Here is a 16,227-nt window from a genome sequence, read left to right on the forward strand (position 1 = left end):
ATGCGCCGGCGGGCGACGCCTGGCCGGTATCGACGGCCAGCGCGCTCACGCCACACCACCCCGTCGCCGCAGGGCGCGCAGGTTCGGCCAAAGCGCGCGCTTGGCCGCGGCGTTGCCGCGCAGGGCCGCCGGATCGGGAACCAGCGCGGCGACGTCGGCATCGCCACTTTGCCGCCCAGCCGCACGCAATACGGCAGCCAGCAGCCGGTCGCCGCCCGCTGCCGGGCGCGGAGCCGGTCGCGCCTGCGGCGCGGCCTCGCCTCTCGCCGGTCGGGCCTGAGGCGCGGCGGCCTCACCGCGGAGCAGTGCCGCCGCTTCGCGCCGGGCCCTGTCGGGACCGTTCCCGGAGCGGCTGGCCACCTCGGGTGCGGCCTCTACTGCGGCCTCGATCGACTGCGCGCCGCCAAGTGCCCACACCTGGTGACCCATGGCCTGCAGCCACTCGCGCTGCTGCGACGTCCATAGCGCGCTCATGTGCCGGCCTCGACCGCGGCCGGGCGCCGCATCCGGCGGAAAGCGACGTAGCCCGGGCCGGACAGCGCATACAGGGCGCCGATCACCAGCAGCACCCGCGGCGGATCGATGGCGATGGCCACCAGCACGGCCAGCACCACGATGATCGCCAGGAACGGCACCCGGTCATGCTTGGGGCCGCCGCCCTTGAAGCTGAAATAACGCATCCGGCTGACCATCAGCAAGCCGGCGACCACGGTCACCGCGAGCGCGGCGTAACGCAATTGCTCGCCGCTGAAACCCATGTCGTCGCAGGTCCAGACGAAGCTGGCGACCAGCCCCGCCGCCGCCGGGCTGGCCAGGCCGATGAACCAGCGTTTGTCGACCTGGCCGACCTGGGAATTGAAGCGCGCCAGCCGCAGCGCCGCGCAGGCGGCATACAGGAACGCCGCAACCCAGCCGATCTTGCCGGGAATGGGCCCGTCCAGCCGGGTCGCCGCCAGTGCCCAGTGGTACATCACCAGCGCCGGGGCCAGGCCGAAGCTGACCAGATCGGCCAGTGAGTCGTACTGCACCCCGAACTCGCTCTGGGTGTTGGTCAGGCGCGCCACCCGGCCGTCTAGGCCGTCGAGGATGCCAGCGACGAACACCGCGATGCAGGCGTCGTCGAAACGGCCCTGGGTCGCGGCGATGATCGCGTAGAAGCCTGCGAACAGGCCGCCGGTGGTAAAAAGGTTCGGCAGCAGGTAGATGCCGCGACCGCGCGGTCGCGGGGTTTGTTGCAATTCGTCCATATTTGGAAGTGTAGCGCTTGCCTGCGCCCCGGCGCGGTGATGCAATCGGACCTTCTCCCGCTCCCAACCGCCTGGAGCCACCATGCCCCGCCAGTCCTTCCGTCTGCTGCCCGGCCTTCTTGCCGGCCTGTGCCTGGTCGCCGCCCTGCCCGCTTCGGCGGCCAAGGTGTACCAGTGGAAAGACGCCCAGGGCGTCACCCACTACACCGATGCCCCGCCGGCGGGCCAGGAATACAAGAACCGCGGCCAGCACGAAGACACCAGCAAGCCGGCCGCACCCACGGCCGCCAAGCCGGTGGTGAACGCCAACTGCAGCAACGCGCGCAGCAACCTGGCGGTGCTCGAAGGGACCAACCCGGTCGGCATCGACGAGGACAAGGACGGCAAGCCCGACCGCAACCTCAGCGACAGCGAACGCGCCAATCGCACCGACCTGGCACACGCGCAGATCAAGACCTATTGCGAGGGCGGCGCGGTCGCCAGCGGCGGCTGACCGGCTTTCGACGGGGCCGCATTCCGACCGTCTCGCCGGCCAGGCTGGCCGGCGCATGGCAAAATGGCCGCTTCCCTACGTCTGAAGCCGAGCCGATGCGCCTGTCGCAGTTCCACCTCCACACCAGCAAGGAAACGCCCGCCGAGGCCGAGATCGTCAGCCACAAGCTGATGCTGAAGGCCGGCATGATCCGCAAGCTTGCCGCCGGCCTGTACACCTGGTCGCCGCTGGGCCTGCGCGTGCTGCGCAAGGTCGAGCGTGCCGTGCGCGAGGAAATGAACGCCGCCGGCGCGATCGAAGTGCTGATGCCGTCGGTGCAGCCCAGGGAGCTGTGGGAAGAAACCGGTCGCTGGGAGAAGTTCGGCGGCCAGCTGCTGAAGATCCAGGACCGCAAGGAAGCCTGGTACTGCTACGGCCCCACGCATGAGGAAGTCATCACCGACTTCGCGCGCCAGGAGCTGTCGAGCTACAAGCAGCTGCCGGTCAACTTCTACCAGATACAGACCAAGTTCCGCGACGAGATCCGCCCGCGCTTCGGCGTGATGCGCGCGCGCGAGTTCCTGATGAAGGACGCCTACTCCTTCCACCTCAGCGACGAGGACCTGGGGGTCGAGTACAAGAACATGTACGACACCTACGGCCGCATCTTCACCCGCCTGGGCCTGAAGTTCCGCGCGGTCTCGGCCGATTCGGGCGCCATCGGCGGCGCCGTCTCGCACGAGTTCCACGTGCTCGCCGATTCGGGCGAGGACGCGCTCGCCTTCCACAGTGGCTCGGATTACGCCGCCAACGTCGAGCTGGCCGAAGCCGCATCGCCGGGGCCACGCGCCGTCGCTGGCGAAGCCATGCGCAAGGTGGACACGCCGACGCAGAAGACCTGCGAGGACGTCGCCGCGCTGATGGGCATCCCCCTGCAGCGCACGGTCAAGTCGGTGGCGATCATCGGCTCCGATGGCGAGGGCAATGCCCGGTTCGTATTGGCGCTGGTCCGCGGCGACCACGTCGTTAACGAGATCAAGCTGTCGAAGCTGCCGGGCCTGGCCGAGTACCGTCTGGCCACCGAAGCGGAGATCGTCCATCACCTGGGCAGCGAACCGGGATTCCTCGGTCCGGTCGCTCCGCGCCAGGCCATCCGCGTGATCGCCGACCGCAGCGTCGCGGCGATGGCGGACTTCGTGGTGGGCGCCAACGAGGCCGGCTATCACCTGGCCGGCGTCAACTGGGGCCGCGACCTGCCCGAACCGGAGACAGTCGCCGACATCCGCAACGTGGTCGAGGGCGACATCGCCCCGGACGGCCAGGGCACGATCGGCCTGGCGCGCGGCATCGAAGTCGGCCATGTCTTCCAGCTCGGCCGCAAGTACGCCGAAGCGATGAAGCTGACCGTGCTCGACGCCAACGGCAAGGCGGCCACGCCGGCCATGGGCTGCTACGGCATCGGCGTGTCGCGGATCGTGGCTGCCGCGGTCGAACAGAACAATGACGACAACGGCATCATCTGGCCCGAGGCGATGGCGCCGTGGCAGGCGGTGGTGTGCATGATCAACCCCAAGGGCGATGCCGCCGTCACCGAAGCGGCGCAGAACCTGTACTCCGAACTCAACGCGGCCGGGGTCGAAACCGCGCTGGACGACCGTGGCCTGCGCCCGGGCGCGATGTTCGCCGACATGGAACTGATCGGCATCCCGCACCGGATCGTCGTATCCGAGCGCGGCCTGGCGGCCGGTACGTTCGAGTACCGCCACCGCCGCGCCAGCGAGGCCGAGAATCTCGACCGGGCCGGCGTCTTCGCCAAGTTCGGCAAGTAATCTGGCACCTCCGGCGCGGGCACAACGGCCGCGCCGGATAATCCTGGATATTCGCCTGATTTACTCGGCGGGCGGCGCGGGATTATGATCCTGCGCTGCCTGCACGGATTCGGCTGTCTCGCCGATATTCCGGGCCCGCCCGATCACCGGCAGTTAGCCGGCGGCATTTAACCGACATTTCCGCGGAAGTCAGCCCAGCCATCCCCCGGATAACTCCCGCCCGCAATTTCCTGCCCATTACGGAGGTTTCATGTCGATCGATATCACCTCGCTGTCGGCGAAAGAACTCGACGTCCTGATCAACCAGGCCAAGAAGCGCAAGACCACGCTGAACAAGCGCAAGCCGATCGCCACCGTGCGCAGCAAGCTGACCCAGCTGGCCAAGGCCGAGGGTTACAGCATCGCCGAACTGTTTGGTGGCGGCGCGCCGCCCCGCAGCGCCCGGCCCGCGGCCAAGGCCGCTCCGAAGAAGCCCCGCAAGCCGATGGGCAAGGTCGCCCCCAAGTACCGCAATCCGGCCAGCCCCACCGAAACCTGGACCGGCCGTGGCAAGCAGCCGCGCTGGCTGGCGGCCCTTACCGCGACCGGGCGCCACCTGGACGAGTTTCTGATCCGGTAATTGCGCCGATAACCGGACGCCATATGGGTCTTGACCGGCCCATAACCGGGTCGGTTATGGCCGGAGGCCTCGCCAGGAGTACCGCGGCGGGTATTGCCGGCCTGTTACAGATTCCGCCGCGCCGGCAGCAACAGGTTGCCGAACAGCAGCCCGGCGACCAGCGCCAGCAGGATATTGAGCACCGCCAGCAGTGCCGCCTGGCCGGCGTCGATATCCTGCTGCTGGATCAGGGTGAGAAACCCGCGCAGGCTGGCGCTGCCGGGCACCAGCATGATGATGCCGGGGACGCGGATGATCGCGCCGGGGCGATTCCACCAGCGCGCGTAGGCATTGCCGGCGGCGGTCAGCAGCAGCGCGGCGAGGAAGATACCGGCCGGGCTGCCGAAGGCCTGGCCGCCGAATCGCGAAATCAGATAGCCGCTCGCGGCGGCCGCCATCACTTTCGGGTAATCACGGCGATTGGCGCGGAACAGCACTGCGAACGCGAACGACGCCACCACCAGCGCCGCCCACTCCACCCATTCGGGCTGCGGCCGCGAGGCGCGCACCTGCGCATCCAGGCCCACCATCTGCGCCAGGTACAGCGCGATGACCGTGCCGATCGCCAGCTTGAGCACGGTGGTCAATGCACCGGCGAAGCGGGCGGTGCCCGATACCAGGTGCTGGCTGGTGAGTTCGTTGACGGCATTGGTCAGCGCCATGCCGGGCAGCAGCACGATCAGCGAGGCGATGATCACGGTGTTCTGGTTCAACGGCGCCACGTAGGCGGCAATGAGCAGCGTGACGCTGGCGGCGAACATCGCCGCCACCGCTTCGAGCGGTTCCTTGAAGCGCGGCTGCGCTTCCGACACCTGCACGAACAGGCCGATCAACAGCCCGTTGGCACCGGCCACGGCGATGTCCAGCCAGGGCAGCCGCAACACCCCGGCGATGGCGGTCGCGGCCAGGCCATAGGCCAGCACCTGCATCGCGCGCGAGCGCCACGTCGGCGGCTTGTCCAGGGCGCTCATCTGCGCGTGCGCCTCGGCCAGGCCCAGGCGACCGGCGACGACGTCCTCGGCGATGCGGTCGGTCTCGGCCAGGCGGTACAGGTCGTTCTCGCCGGGAGGCAAGCGGATCACGCGGGTGGTGTCGCTGTCGCCCGGCGGACGCTGCGGGTCGCTGAAGGTCAGGATCATCCCGGTCGGGTTCGACCACGGTTCGCACTCCAGCCGCAGCTGCTGCGCGACCGCGCTGATCGCCCCCTCCAGCCGCTGCGCGGTGGTGCCGTAGGCATGCAGGCGTTCGGCCAGCTCGATCACGAAATTGATCCGGGCAGCGTAGCTGGCAGCGCTCAGAGGGGAAGGATTGGACATGGCGCGAAGGATGGCATGCGCAACGCGAATGCGGGAGCGCAGCGGCGGTCCATCGCGCATTCGCCCCGGGGCGGGCCGCCTTCGCCTACCGCCGCCCTCGACTCAGGTATCCTCGCGCCCGAGGCTCCATGACCGATACGACCGCGCACCCGCCGCAGATCGCCGCCGATGGCCAAGCGCCGTCGCGACTGCGCTTGAGCGGTCGCTGGACGCTCGACTACGCCACCCAGATCGGCGAGGCGCTTTCGCAGGCGCCCGATGCGATCGATGCGGTCGACGCCACCGGTGTCGAACGGCTGGATTCGGTGGGCGTGCTGCAACTGCTGCGATTCGCCCGCCGCCACGGCATCGAGTTCGATGTCTTCAGTTTCCACGACGACCATCGCGCGCTGGTGTCGGCGATCGAAGACGTCGCCGACGACCGCCCGCGCCGCAAGCGCGAGTACGGCGTGAGCGCGGCGCTGGCCCGCCTGGGCTTTGCGGTCACCGACAACTACCGCGAGGCGCGGGCGCTGATCGGCTTCTTCGGCGAGGCGCAGCTGAAACTGCTGCGCATGTTCAAGGAACCCTCGCGCTTCCGCCCGACCGCGACCGTCCACCACATGGAGCAGGTCGGCCTCGACGCGGTGCCGCTGATCGCCCTGCTGTGCTTCCTGGTCGGCGCCGTGGTGGCGTTCCTGGGCGCGAACATCCTGGCCGACTTCGGCGCGCAGATCTTCGTCGTCGAACTGGTCAGCATTTCGTTCCTGCGCGAGTTCGCGGTGCTGCTGACGGCCATCGTCCTGGCCGGCCGCACCGCCAGCGCCTTCACTGCGCAGATCGGCGCCATGGTCAGCCGCGAGGAAGTCGACGCCATCCGCACGCTCGGCATGGACCCGGTCGACCTGCTGGTGATCCCGCGCATGCTGGCGCTGCTGGTCATGCTGCCGCTGCTGACCTTCGTCGGCATGGTCTTCGGCCTGATCGGCGGCCTCACCGTCGGCGCCTACAGCCTGGGCATCCCGCCGCAGCAATACCTGGCGCGCATGCACGAAACGATGGAGCTGCGGCATTTCCTGGTGGGCCTGTCGAAGGCGCCGGTCTTCGCGCTGCTGATCAGCCTGATCGGATGCCTGGAGGGCCTGCAGGTCGAAGGCACCGCGCAGTCGGTCGGCGAGCGCACCACCTCCAGCGTCGTGCAATCGATCTCGATGGTGATCGTGCTCGACGCGTTCTTCGCCATCTGGTTCATGCAGATGGGCATCTGAGCATGGTCGACGCCCTCCACCACGCCCCCGACAGCAACGAGCCGATCGTGCGCGTTCGCGGCCTGACCAACCGCTTCGGCGAGCAGGTCGTGCACGAGAACCTCGATCTGGACGTGCGTCCTGGCGAGATCCTGGGCGTCGTTGGCGGCTCCGGTGCCGGCAAGTCGGTGCTGATGCGCTCGATCCTGGCCCTGCGCAAGCCCGATGCCGGGGAGATCGAAGTGCTCGGCCTGGATGCGCGCAGCGAAGACCCGGACGTGCGTCGGGCGATAGAGCGCAATACCGGCGTGCTGTTCCAGGACGGCGCGCTGTTCTCGTCGCTGACCGTGGGCGAGAACGTGCAGGTGCCGCTGAAGGAATACCATAGCGACCTGCCCGATTCGCTGCGCTACGAACTGGCGCTGCTGAAAGTGAAGCTGGCCGGGCTGCCGGCCGATGCACTCAACAAGCTGCCGTCGCAACTGTCGGGCGGCATGCGCAAGCGCGCCGGGCTGGCCCGCGCACTGGCGCTGGACCCGCCGCTGCTGTTCCTCGATGAACCCACCGCCGGCCTCGATCCGATCGGCGCGGCCGCGTTCGACCGCCTGATCCGGACCCTGCAGCAGGCGCTGGGCCTGACCGTGTTCCTGATCACACACGACCTCGACACCCTTTACGCTATCTGTGACCGGATCGCGGTGATCGCCGATCGCAAGATCATCGCCTGCGCACCGCTGGCGGAAGTCGAACAGATGGACCACCCGTGGGTGCAGGAGTATTTCCACGGGCCACGCGCGCGAGCCGCGCAACAGAACAGGCACCGTGAGCAGGAGATCGGCAATCCGATGAACGTCACGCACCACAACCCCGACCTGCGGTCCTGACATGGAAACCAAGGCCAATTACGTCCTCATCGGCGCCTTCACCATCGTGATGACGCTGCTGCTGCTGTTGTTCGCCCTGTGGGCGGCCAAATACACCTCGGAGAAGGACTGGCGCAACTACGCCGTGCTGTTCAACGAACCGGTGACCGGCCTGACCGAAGGCAGCCCGGTGCAGTACAACGGCATCTCGGTTGGCACGGTCGAAACCCTGCGCCTGGCGCCGGACGATCCGCGCCGGGTGATCGCGCTGCTGCGCCTGCAGGCCAGCGCACCGATCAAGACCGACACCCGCGCCAAGCTGTCGATGCAGGGCATCACCGGCAGCCCCTTCATCCAGCTCACCGGCGGCAATCCCGGCAGCCCGGCGCTGGCCGATGTCGACCGTCGCGAAACGCCGGTGATCCAGACCGAGGCCTCGGCCCTGCAGAACATCGCCGACACCGCCAACCGCCTGGTCGCGCGCATGGACCAGGTGCTGAGCGACGAGAACGTCAAACGCGTCTCCAACACCCTGGCCAACATCGAAGCGATGACCAGCACGATCGCCGACCAGCGCGAAGACCTGAGCACGCTGATCACCAGCGCGCGCAAGTCCAGCGAGCAGTTGTCCAGGACCCTGGTCACCACGAACCATGCCGTCGAAAGCGTCGACCGCGAACTGGTCGCCAAACTGCCTGGCCTGATCGCCAAGCTCGACAGCACGCTGACCCGCCTGGATTCGGCTGCGAACAACGCCAACGGCGTGCTCGCCGACAACCGCAACGCGATCAACAGCTTCGCCAACGACGGCCTGGCCCAACTCGGCCCGACCCTGTCCGAACTGCGCTCGCTGGTGCGCGACCTGCGCCGCATCTCCGACCGCCTCGACGGCAACCCGACCCGCTATCTGCTTGGCCGCGACGCGCCCAAGGAGTTCGAACCCAAATGACGACGCGAGCGAACACAGCGCCTGCCCACGCATGGCGGCTCGGACTCGGGCTGGCCGTGGCCCTGCTGCTTTCGGGCTGCTCGATCCTGAGCGACAAGCCCCAGGGCACCGCGACCATCTACGCGCCCGAGCCGCATGTGCAGCCCGACCCGGCATGGCCGACGGTGAACTGGCAGCTGGCGCTGACGCCGCCGACCGGCGCGCGGGTGATCGACAGCCTGCGCATCGCGGTGCGGCCGACCCCGGGCGAGATCCAGGTCTACAGCGGCGCGCAATGGGCGCGCCCGCCGTCGGAGATGCTGCAGGACACCCTGCTGCGGACCTTCGAGGACTCCGGCCGCATCGCCGCCGTCGCCCGCCAGGGCAGCGGCATCGCCGCCGATTTCAGGCTGCTGCTGGAGATCCGCCGCTTCGAGTCGGACTACGCCGGCCAGGCCGTGCCCTCGGCGACCATCGAAGTCTCGGCCAAGCTGTTGCACACGCGCGACCAGAAGATCGTCGCCTCGCGCACGTTCCTGCAGGCGCAACCGGCAACGAGCACTTCGGTGCCCGACGTCGCCCGCGCGTTCGAGCAGTCGTTGACAACGGTCGGCCACGACATCGCCGGCTGGACGCTGACCAGCGGCCAGGGCTACCAGCCCGCACCGCGCTCCTGACCACGTCGTTGACGGGCGGGAGCCATCACGGGCGCGTGGCGAGGATTTCCCGGAACGTGAGATTGATGCGCGCGCCCACCGGCTTGGCCGTGCGCGGCAACGCATGACGGTAGTTGCGCTGCGTCGCTCCCGCCATCACCAGCAGGCTGCCGTGGGGCAACTCCAGCGCGAGCCGCTGCGTCGGCTCCGCACGTGACTTCAGCGCGAACCGCCGCGGCGCGCCGAGACTGACAGAGGCGATCACCGGCGACGGCCCCAGTTCGGGCTCGGCATCACTGTGCCAGCCCATGGCGTCGTGGCCGTCGCGGTAGAGGTTGGCCAGCACGCTGTTGAAACTCACCCCCAGTTCCTCGCACAAGCGCGCGCGGACCGGCAGCAGCGCCGGCGGCCAGGGGCGCGGCTCGAAGCGGGTTCCCGAATAGCGGTAGCCGGTGCCGGGATCGCCGATCCAGCAGCTCAGGCGCGGCGAATCGACTTCACGGCCAAACAGGCGGATCCGGTGCACGTCCCACGCCACCTGTTCGCGCAGGGCGGCAAACAGCGCATCGGCCTGCCCGGCGCCCAGCCAGTGCGGGTCCAGACGCAGTTCGGCGGCGGCCAGAGGCAGTGGCGACAGGGTCATGCGATCACGCTAGCACGGCGATTTGCCCGTCCCTGCGCAAAACCGCGACAATCCACGGTTGTAAAGCCAGCCGCAGCGGAGCCGCCAGCATGAGCCAATACGAGACCACCGCCGACGCGGCGAGCGAGCCCACGGTGGAACGCGACGTGATGGAGTACGACGTCGTCACCGTCGGCGCCGGTCCATCCGGCCTGGCCTTCGCGATCCGGCTCAAGCAGCTCAATCCCGAAATCTCGGTCTGCGTGATCGAGAAGGCCTCGACCATCGGCGCCCAGATAGTCTCCGGCGCGGTGATCGAGACCGGCCCGCTCGACGCCCTGCTGCCGAACTGGCGCGACAACCCGCCGCCGATCTGCGTGCCGGCGGTCAAGGACGAGTTCTGGCTGCTGAGCAAGACCGGCCATACCCCGCTGCCGATCCCCCCGGGCATGCACAACCGCGGCAACGTCATCGTCAGCCTCGGCGCGCTGTGCGCCTGGCTGGCGCCGCAGGCCGAGGCCCTGGGCGTCGAGATCTACCCGGGCTTCGCCGCCGCCGAGACGCTGCACGATGCCGACGGCACCGTGGCAGGCGTGCGCATCGGCGACATGGGCGTGGCCAAGGACGGTTCGCACAAGCCCGGCTACACCGCCGGCATCGACATCCGTGCCAAGGTCACCGTGCTCGCCGAAGGTGCGCGCGGCCACCTCACCAAGCGCCTGGTCAAGCAGTTCAAACTCGACGCCGACTGCGACCCGCAGAGTTATTCGATCGGCCTGAAGGAACTGTGGCAGGTGCCGGAAGACCGTGTCGAACCGGGCAAGATCGTCCACAGCTTCGGTTGGCCGGCCGACAGCCAGACCTACGGTGGCAGCTTCCTGTATCACCTCGACAAGGGCCGCATCGCCCTGGGCTATGTCAGCGGGCTCGACTACAAGGACCCGGAATACAAGCCGTGGGAAGCCTTCCAGCAATGGAAGAACCACCCCTCGGTCAAGCCGCTGCTGGAAGGCGGCAGCATCCTGTCGGCCGGTGCGCGCGCGATCGTCTGCGGCGGCTGGCAGTCGCTGCCCAAGGTCGAGATGCCCGGTGCGCTGCTGATCGGAGACACCGCCGGCCTGCTCAACGTGCCCAAGATCAAGGGCACGCACCAGGCGATCCGCTCGGGCATGCTCGCCGCCGAACACCTGGTGGCTTCGCAACTTGCACCGCAGGGCTTCGACGCGAAGCTGCGCGCGTCCGAGGCCATGGCCGAGCTGAAGAAGGTCCGCAACATCAAGCCGGGGTTCAAGCGCGGCCTGTGGTTCGGCATCCTCAACTCGGCATGGGAGACGATCACCGCCGGCCTGTCGCCGTGGACGCTGAAGGTCAAGGCCGACTGGTCGACGCTCGACAAGGTCGCCGAGCACGAGTCGCCAAAGCGCGACTACGTCACCCGCGACCTCGCCCCGCGCGACCGCCTGCAGAGCGTCTACTACGCAGCGACCGAGCACGACGAAGACCAGCCGGTGCACCTGAAGGTGCGCGACACCTCGATCTGCGTCACACGCTGCGTCGAGGAGTACGACAACCCTTGCACGCGATTCTGCCCGGCCAATGTCTACGAGATCGTGGAGGACGTGCATGCCGATGGAAGCAAGGGCAAGCGACTGCAGATCAACGCCGCCAACTGCGTGCACTGCAAGACCTGCGACATCAAGGACCCGTACGAGATCATCGACTGGGTGACGCCTGAAGGTGGTTCGGGGCCGAATTACCAGAACCTGTGATCCGATGACGTCCCGCCTGCAAGACCGGCTCCGCAGCGCGTTGTTCGACAGCCTGCGCCTTGCATTCCGCATCGCGCCGATGCCCGAGCGCACGCGCGACCGTCTTCGCCAGAGTTTCCTCGACCGCTACCAGGACCTGGTTCCGCAGGGGCCACGCGGCAGGGTCGGCGCTGCGGAGATGCCCTCACACCGCGCACGCGTGCGCAGCGACCAGCCGGCACTCGGCTTCGTCCCGTATCGCGAAGAGGCCCTGCCCTCGCCGCTGCCAGCCACGCTGGTCGCGTTCTACCTGCCGCAGTTCCACACCATTGCCGAGAACGACACCTGGTGGGGAAAGGGCTTTACGGAATGGCGCAACGTGTCGCGTGCGCTGCCGCAATTCCGTGGGCATGCGCAGCCGCGAATCCCCTCCGACCTGGGCCACTATGACCTGCGCAACCCGCAGGTCATGCGCGACCAGGCCAGCCTCGCGCAGGCGTACGGCATCGGCGCGTTCTGCTTCTATTACTACTGGTTTGGCGGAAAGACACTGCTCGAGGCGCCGCTGGAGCAGTGGCTGCGCGATGACTCGATCACGCTGCCGTTCTGCCTGTGTTGGGCCAACGAGAACTGGTCGCGACGCTGGGACGGCCGGGCCGACGACATCCTGATCGGTCAGCAGCACAGCGAAGCCGATGACCTCTCGTTCATCGCCCACATCGCCCCTTACCTGCGCGACCGGCGTTACCTGCGCGTGGATGGAAAGCCGCTGCTGCTGGTGTATCGCCCCGGCTTGCTGCCCGATGCAAGTGCAACCGCGAAGCGCTGGCGCGATTGGTGTCTTGCCAACGGTATAGGCGAGATCTGCATCGCCTACACGCAGAGCTTCGACCGCGCCGCGCCAGAGGAATTCGGTTTCGACGCGGCCGTGGAGTTCCCGCCGAACCTGGCCACGCCGAACAACGTCACCGCCGACCAGCAACTGCTCAATGCCGACTACCGGGGCCAGGTACTGGATTGGCGCGAGTTGGCGAAGGACTACAGTCGGCGGCCCATGCCCGCCTATCGCCTGTTCCCCGGCGTGAACTGCGGCTGGGACAACGAGGCCCGGCGTCCCGGGCAAGGGCGCACCTACCTGCATGCGGCACCTCGTCGCTATCGCGACTGGCTGCAGCACACCGTTGATGCGCGCCTCTCCGGTTCGCCGCAGCGTGACCGGCTGGTCTTCATCAACGCCTGGAACGAGTGGGCGGAAGGCGCGTTGCTGGAGCCCGACGCGAGGCTCGGACATGCGTGGCTGCAAGCCACGCGCGACGCTTTGCAAGCGCGCGCCAGGCAAGCCCAGACCTCACCGCGGCGGCCATGCGCCTTGATCCACGCGTGGTACCCGGAAGTTCTCGACGAAATCCTGGTCGCGCTGAAAGCCAGCGGAGAAGCGTTCAGGACCATCATCACCACCTCGCCGGACAAGGTCGACGCCGTCGCGGCATGCCTTGCCGCGCAGGGCATGGCCGCCGAGATCGTGCCGGTCGAGAATCGCGGTCGCGACATCCTGCCGTTCCTGAAGCTGGCAGACCGCTTGCTCGACGAGGGCGAACAACTCGTGCTGAAACTGCACACCAAACGTTCGGTGCATCGCGACAATGGCGAATCGTGGCGGCGCGACCTGGTTGACCGGCTCCTCTCGGCAAACCGGGCGGCGGCGATCATCGATGCCTTCGGGCGCGAGCCGGATCTGGGGATCGTGGCACCGGAAGGTCACCTGCTGTCGACCGGAGAGTATCTCGGTGGCAACCGGCCGCAACTCGAGTACCTCAGCGCGCGCCTGGGCCTGGACGCGGAATCACGCCGATACGATCGATTCGTCTCCGGCACGATGTTCTGGGTGCGACCCGAGGCGCTACGCACGTTGCTGGACGCGCACCTGGACGAATGGGAGTTCGAAGCGGAAGCCGGCCAGATCGACGGCACCTTCGCGCACGCTGTGGAGCGGATCTTCGCCTGCTGTGCGGCCAGCGCCGGCTTCAGGATCAGCAGCGCCGCCGCCGTATGCGGCGAGCCCGAGGCAGACGCATCGCAACCCTACCCGTTCGCCGGTCGCAGCTGATTCGATTGCGTGACCACCTGTCGAGGCAGGCACCAAGCAGCGTGCCTGCCCGGGTACGTCAGGAGTGAATGGCGACGCCGGTATTCTCGCGCAGTTCGTCCGCACTGACACCCGGCGCCAGCTCGACCAGTTGCAGACCCTGCGGCGTCACATCCATCACTGCCAGCTCGGTGATGATCCGGTTGACCACGCCAACCCCGGTCAGCGGCAGCGTGCACTGCGGCAGGATCTTGTGCTCGCCGCTCTTGGCGGTGTGTTCCATCAGCACCACCACGCGCTTGACGCCGGCGACCAGGTCCATCGCCCCGCCCATGCCCTTGACCATCTTGCCGGGCACCATCCAGTTGGCGAGGTCGCCCTGGTCGGTGACCTGCATCGCGCCGAGGATGGCCAGGTCGATGTGGCCGCCGCGGATCATCGCGAACGAGTCGTGGCTGCCGAAGTAGCTCGCACCCGGACGCGCGGTCACGGTCTGCTTGCCGGCGTTGATCAGGTCGGCGTCGACTTCGGCTTCGGTCGGGAACGGGCCGATGCCGAGCAGGCCGTTTTCGCTCTGCAGCCAGACGTCCATGCCGTCGGGAATGAAGTTGGCCACCAGCGTCGGCAAGCCGATGCCGAGGTTGACGTAGGCGCCGTCGGTGAGTTCCTGCGCGGCGCGTTGCGCCATCTGGTCGCGGGTCCAGGGCATGGGGTTATGTCCTCAGTATTCGTGGGTCAATCGGCGCGCACGGTGCGCTGCTCGATGCGCTTCTCGGGCGTCGGGTTGTGGACGATGCGATCCACGTAGATGCCCGGCAGGTGCACCTGGTCAGGATCGATCTCGCCCACTTCCACCAGTTGCTCGACTTCGACGATGCAGACCTTGCCCGCCATTGCACACGCCGGATTGAAGTTGCGCGCGGTCTTGCGGAACACCAGGTTGCCCGACTTGTCGGCCTTCCACGCCTTGACCAGCGAGACGTCGGCCTTGAGCGCGGTTTCCATCACGTAGTGCTGGCCGTCGAATTCGCGCGTCTCCTTGCCGTCGGCCACGATCGTGCCGTAGCCGGTGCGGGTGAAGAACGCGGGAATGCCGGCGCCGCCGGCTCGCAGGCGCTCGGCCAGCGTGCCCTGCGGGTTGAACTCGAGCTCGAGCTCGCCGGACAGGAACTGGCGCTCGAACTCCTTGTTCTCGCCGACGTACGACGAAATCATCTTCCTGATCTGCCGCGTCGTCAGCAGCAGGCCCAGGCCGAAGCCATCGACGCCGGCGTTGTTGGAGATCGCGGTCAGGCCCTTGACCCCGCTGTCGCGCAGGGCCGCGATCAGCGCTTCGGGAATGCCGCACAGGCCGAAACCGCCGACGGCGAGGGTCTGGTCATCGGCGACGACGCCTGCCAGTGCGGTCCGGGCGTCTGGAAAAACCTTGCTCTTGCTGCTGGCGCCGGCTTGCGTCGCGGCCATGGGGGGCTCCGGTTCGGGTCTGCGAATTTCTGCAGTTTACCGCGCCGCATCCATGCGGCCACCGTACCTTCGGGCATGGTGGATGGACCATTTGGGGGGGGGGAAGCCATCACCGAGCGCGCGCCAACCCCACCCCCAACCATCCCGCAAGCGCGCCCTGCCTTTAGACTTCGATCCATGCCACGACTCGCCCTCGTCACCGCCATCGCTGCAGCCGCCCTGGACGACGACCTCGTGCCGCTGCTCGACGCCTGCGCGCGCGCCGGCATCGCCACCCAGGTCCGCGCCTGGGACGACCCGTCCGTCGCCTGGTCGCGATTCGACGCCGTGCTGCTGCGTTCGCCCTGGGACTACACCGAGCGCTTGCGCGAGTTCCTCGACTGGTGCGGGCGTGTGTCCACGCGCAGCCAGCTGCTCAATCCGCTGCCGGTGATCGCCTGGAACACCGACAAGCACTATCTGGCCGCCCTGGCCGAACGCGGCGTGCCCGTGGTCGCGACGCGTTTCGTCGAGCCGGACATGGACCCGTTGCCAACGCTGCAGGCATTTCTGTCCGCCCATCCCGATGCGGCGGAGTTCGTCGTCAAGCCGGCGGTCGGAGCCGGGTCCCGCGACGCGCAGCGCTACTCGCGCGAGCAGGAGTTCGCTGCGGCCAACCATGTCGCGCGCCTGCTCGAGGCCGACCGCAGCGCGATGCTGCAGCCGTACCTGGCGTCTGTCGACCGTGACGGCGAAACCGCGCTGTTGTTTTTCGAGGGCCGCTTCAGCCACGCCATCCGCAAGGGACCGCTGCTGCAGCGCGACGAAGGCCCGACCGAGCATCTGTTTGCCGCCGAGGAGATCACGGCGCGAATTCCAGGCAAGGATGAGCTGGCGCTGGCGGAGAACGTTCTTGCCGCCGCGGCGGCGAGTTTGCAGCTGCAATCCCCGCTGACCTATGCGCGCGTCGACCTGATCCGCGACGACGACGGCAGCCCGCGCCTGCTCGAGCTGGAGCTGTGCGAACCGTCGCTGTTCTTCGCGCATGCCGCAGGCAGCGCGGACCGCTTCGCCGCGCTGCTGGCCGACACGCTGCGCAGCAGCGCGCCGGCCATCTGAGCGCCCGGGGCTGC

Annotated in this window: 16 protein-coding genes; 10 read left to right on the forward strand and 6 right to left on the reverse strand. The window is 68.1% G+C overall.

Going from position 1 to position 16,227, the window contains the following annotated elements; all coding sequences use genetic code 11:
- Positions 1–45: 45 nt before the first annotated feature.
- Positions 46–474, reverse strand: a complete 429-nt coding sequence (locus AB4Y64_RS12625; RefSeq protein ID WP_441816806.1) for an alanine acetyltransferase — start codon at positions 472–474, stop codon at positions 46–48.
- Positions 471–1,247, reverse strand: a complete 777-nt coding sequence (gene pssA / locus AB4Y64_RS12630; protein WP_441816807.1) for a CDP-diacylglycerol--serine O-phosphatidyltransferase — start codon at positions 1,245–1,247, stop codon at positions 471–473. Before pssA ends, AB4Y64_RS12625 begins: the two co-directional genes overlap by 4 nt.
- An 82-nt stretch (positions 1,248–1,329) precedes the next feature.
- Here pssA and AB4Y64_RS12635 point away from each other — a divergent pair, with 82 nt between their 5' ends.
- The 3 genes from AB4Y64_RS12635 (at position 1,330) to AB4Y64_RS12645 (ending at position 4,167) form a co-directional block, all read left to right on the forward strand.
- Positions 1,330–1,740, forward strand: coding sequence for a DUF4124 domain-containing protein (locus tag AB4Y64_RS12635; RefSeq protein ID WP_441816808.1), 411 nt, complete (start codon positions 1,330–1,332; stop codon positions 1,738–1,740).
- A gap of 95 nt (positions 1,741–1,835) precedes the next feature.
- The gene (locus AB4Y64_RS12640) at positions 1,836–3,548 is read left to right on the forward strand and encodes a proline--tRNA ligase (protein WP_441816809.1); all 1,713 of its coding nucleotides are present in this window, start codon (positions 1,836–1,838) and stop codon (positions 3,546–3,548) included.
- Between the two features lie 250 nt (positions 3,549–3,798).
- Positions 3,799–4,167 carry an H-NS histone family protein gene (locus AB4Y64_RS12645; protein WP_441816810.1) on the forward strand — a complete coding sequence of 123 codons (369 nt, stop codon included), beginning with the start codon at positions 3,799–3,801 and terminating at the stop codon, positions 4,165–4,167.
- A gap of 104 nt (positions 4,168–4,271) precedes the next feature.
- Here AB4Y64_RS12645 and AB4Y64_RS12650 read toward each other — a convergent pair whose 3' ends face one another.
- Positions 4,272–5,522, reverse strand: a complete 1,251-nt coding sequence (locus tag AB4Y64_RS12650; protein ID WP_441816811.1) for a threonine/serine ThrE exporter family protein — start codon at positions 5,520–5,522, stop codon at positions 4,272–4,274.
- 128 nt (positions 5,523–5,650) lie between these two features.
- On the opposite strand from AB4Y64_RS12650, the gene AB4Y64_RS12655 reads away from it, so the two are divergent.
- The 4 genes from AB4Y64_RS12655 to AB4Y64_RS12670 are packed head-to-tail and all read left to right on the forward strand — an operon-like array spanning position 5,651 to position 9,216.
- Positions 5,651–6,769, forward strand: coding sequence for an ABC transporter permease (locus AB4Y64_RS12655; RefSeq protein WP_441816812.1), 1,119 nt, complete (start codon positions 5,651–5,653; stop codon positions 6,767–6,769).
- 2 nt (positions 6,770–6,771) lie between these two features.
- On the forward strand, positions 6,772–7,632 hold the full coding sequence (locus AB4Y64_RS12660; RefSeq protein WP_441816813.1) for an ABC transporter ATP-binding protein: 861 nt from the start codon (positions 6,772–6,774) through the stop codon (positions 7,630–7,632).
- A 1-nt stretch (position 7,633) separates the two neighbouring features.
- Positions 7,634–8,560, forward strand: a complete 927-nt coding sequence (locus AB4Y64_RS12665) for an MlaD family protein (protein ID WP_441816814.1) — start codon at positions 7,634–7,636, stop codon at positions 8,558–8,560.
- Positions 8,557–9,216, forward strand: coding sequence for an ABC-type transport auxiliary lipoprotein family protein (locus AB4Y64_RS12670; RefSeq protein WP_441816815.1), 660 nt, complete (start codon positions 8,557–8,559; stop codon positions 9,214–9,216). Before AB4Y64_RS12665 ends, AB4Y64_RS12670 begins: the two co-directional genes overlap by 4 nt.
- Positions 9,217–9,241: 25 nt before the next feature.
- On the opposite strand, the gene AB4Y64_RS12675 is transcribed toward AB4Y64_RS12670, so the two are convergent.
- Positions 9,242–9,838: an alpha-ketoglutarate-dependent dioxygenase AlkB family protein gene (locus AB4Y64_RS12675; protein ID WP_441816816.1), complete on the reverse strand. Its 597-nt coding sequence runs from the start codon at positions 9,836–9,838 to the stop codon at positions 9,242–9,244.
- Between the two features lie 89 nt (positions 9,839–9,927).
- Here AB4Y64_RS12675 and AB4Y64_RS12680 point away from each other — a divergent pair, with 89 nt between their 5' ends.
- Both AB4Y64_RS12680 and AB4Y64_RS12685 read left to right on the forward strand, forming a co-directional pair.
- Complete coding sequence (locus tag AB4Y64_RS12680) at positions 9,928–11,586, forward strand: electron transfer flavoprotein-ubiquinone oxidoreductase (RefSeq protein ID WP_441816817.1); 1,659 nt, start codon at positions 9,928–9,930, stop codon at positions 11,584–11,586.
- Between the two features lie 4 nt (positions 11,587–11,590).
- A complete protein-coding gene (locus tag AB4Y64_RS12685; RefSeq protein WP_441816818.1) occupies positions 11,591–13,672 on the forward strand; it encodes a glycoside hydrolase family 99-like domain-containing protein in 2,082 nt (693 codons plus the stop codon).
- 58 nt (positions 13,673–13,730) lie between these two features.
- On the opposite strand, the gene AB4Y64_RS12690 is transcribed toward AB4Y64_RS12685, so the two are convergent.
- The gene (locus tag AB4Y64_RS12690; RefSeq protein ID WP_441816819.1) at positions 13,731–14,360 is read right to left on the reverse strand and encodes a CoA transferase subunit B; all 630 of its coding nucleotides are present in this window, start codon (positions 14,358–14,360) and stop codon (positions 13,731–13,733) included.
- A 26-nt stretch (positions 14,361–14,386) separates the two neighbouring features.
- Complete coding sequence (locus AB4Y64_RS12695; protein ID WP_441816820.1) at positions 14,387–15,115, reverse strand: CoA transferase subunit A; 729 nt, start codon at positions 15,113–15,115, stop codon at positions 14,387–14,389.
- A 177-nt stretch (positions 15,116–15,292) separates the two neighbouring features.
- On the opposite strand from AB4Y64_RS12695, the gene AB4Y64_RS12700 reads away from it, so the two are divergent.
- On the forward strand, positions 15,293–16,213 hold the full coding sequence (locus AB4Y64_RS12700) for an ATP-grasp domain-containing protein (RefSeq protein WP_441816821.1): 921 nt from the start codon (positions 15,293–15,295) through the stop codon (positions 16,211–16,213).
- The last annotated feature ends 14 nt before the right edge of the window (positions 16,214–16,227 follow it).

The organism is Lysobacter sp. TAF61 (assembly GCF_052113485.1).
Taxonomy (GTDB): domain Bacteria; phylum Pseudomonadota; class Gammaproteobacteria; order Xanthomonadales; family Xanthomonadaceae; genus Lysobacter_J.

Bases quoted from the DNA above. Each gene is read 5' to 3' on its own strand.
- AB4Y64_RS12625 (WP_441816806.1), bottom strand. From the start codon at position 474: ATGAGCGCGCTATGGACGTCGCAGCAGCGCGAGTGGCTGCAGGCCATG.
- pssA (WP_441816807.1), bottom strand. From the start codon at position 1,247: ATGGACGAATTGCAACAAACCCCGCGACCGCGCGGTCGCGGCATCTAC.
- AB4Y64_RS12635 (WP_441816808.1), top strand. From the start codon at position 1,330: ATGCCCCGCCAGTCCTTCCGTCTGCTGCCCGGCCTTCTTGCCGGCCTG.
- AB4Y64_RS12640 (WP_441816809.1), top strand. From the start codon at position 1,836: ATGCGCCTGTCGCAGTTCCACCTCCACACCAGCAAGGAAACGCCCGCC.
- AB4Y64_RS12645 (WP_441816810.1), top strand. From the start codon at position 3,799: ATGTCGATCGATATCACCTCGCTGTCGGCGAAAGAACTCGACGTCCTG.
- AB4Y64_RS12650 (WP_441816811.1), bottom strand. From the start codon at position 5,522: ATGTCCAATCCTTCCCCTCTGAGCGCTGCCAGCTACGCTGCCCGGATC.
- AB4Y64_RS12655 (WP_441816812.1), top strand. From the start codon at position 5,651: ATGACCGATACGACCGCGCACCCGCCGCAGATCGCCGCCGATGGCCAA.
- AB4Y64_RS12660 (WP_441816813.1), top strand. From the start codon at position 6,772: ATGGTCGACGCCCTCCACCACGCCCCCGACAGCAACGAGCCGATCGTG.
- AB4Y64_RS12665 (WP_441816814.1), top strand. From the start codon at position 7,634: ATGGAAACCAAGGCCAATTACGTCCTCATCGGCGCCTTCACCATCGTG.
- AB4Y64_RS12670 (WP_441816815.1), top strand. From the start codon at position 8,557: ATGACGACGCGAGCGAACACAGCGCCTGCCCACGCATGGCGGCTCGGA.
- AB4Y64_RS12675 (WP_441816816.1), bottom strand. From the start codon at position 9,838: ATGACCCTGTCGCCACTGCCTCTGGCCGCCGCCGAACTGCGTCTGGAC.
- AB4Y64_RS12680 (WP_441816817.1), top strand. From the start codon at position 9,928: ATGAGCCAATACGAGACCACCGCCGACGCGGCGAGCGAGCCCACGGTG.
- AB4Y64_RS12685 (WP_441816818.1), top strand. From the start codon at position 11,591: ATGACGTCCCGCCTGCAAGACCGGCTCCGCAGCGCGTTGTTCGACAGC.
- AB4Y64_RS12690 (WP_441816819.1), bottom strand. From the start codon at position 14,360: ATGCCCTGGACCCGCGACCAGATGGCGCAACGCGCCGCGCAGGAACTC.
- AB4Y64_RS12695 (WP_441816820.1), bottom strand. From the start codon at position 15,115: ATGGCCGCGACGCAAGCCGGCGCCAGCAGCAAGAGCAAGGTTTTTCCA.
- AB4Y64_RS12700 (WP_441816821.1), top strand. From the start codon at position 15,293: ATGCCACGACTCGCCCTCGTCACCGCCATCGCTGCAGCCGCCCTGGAC.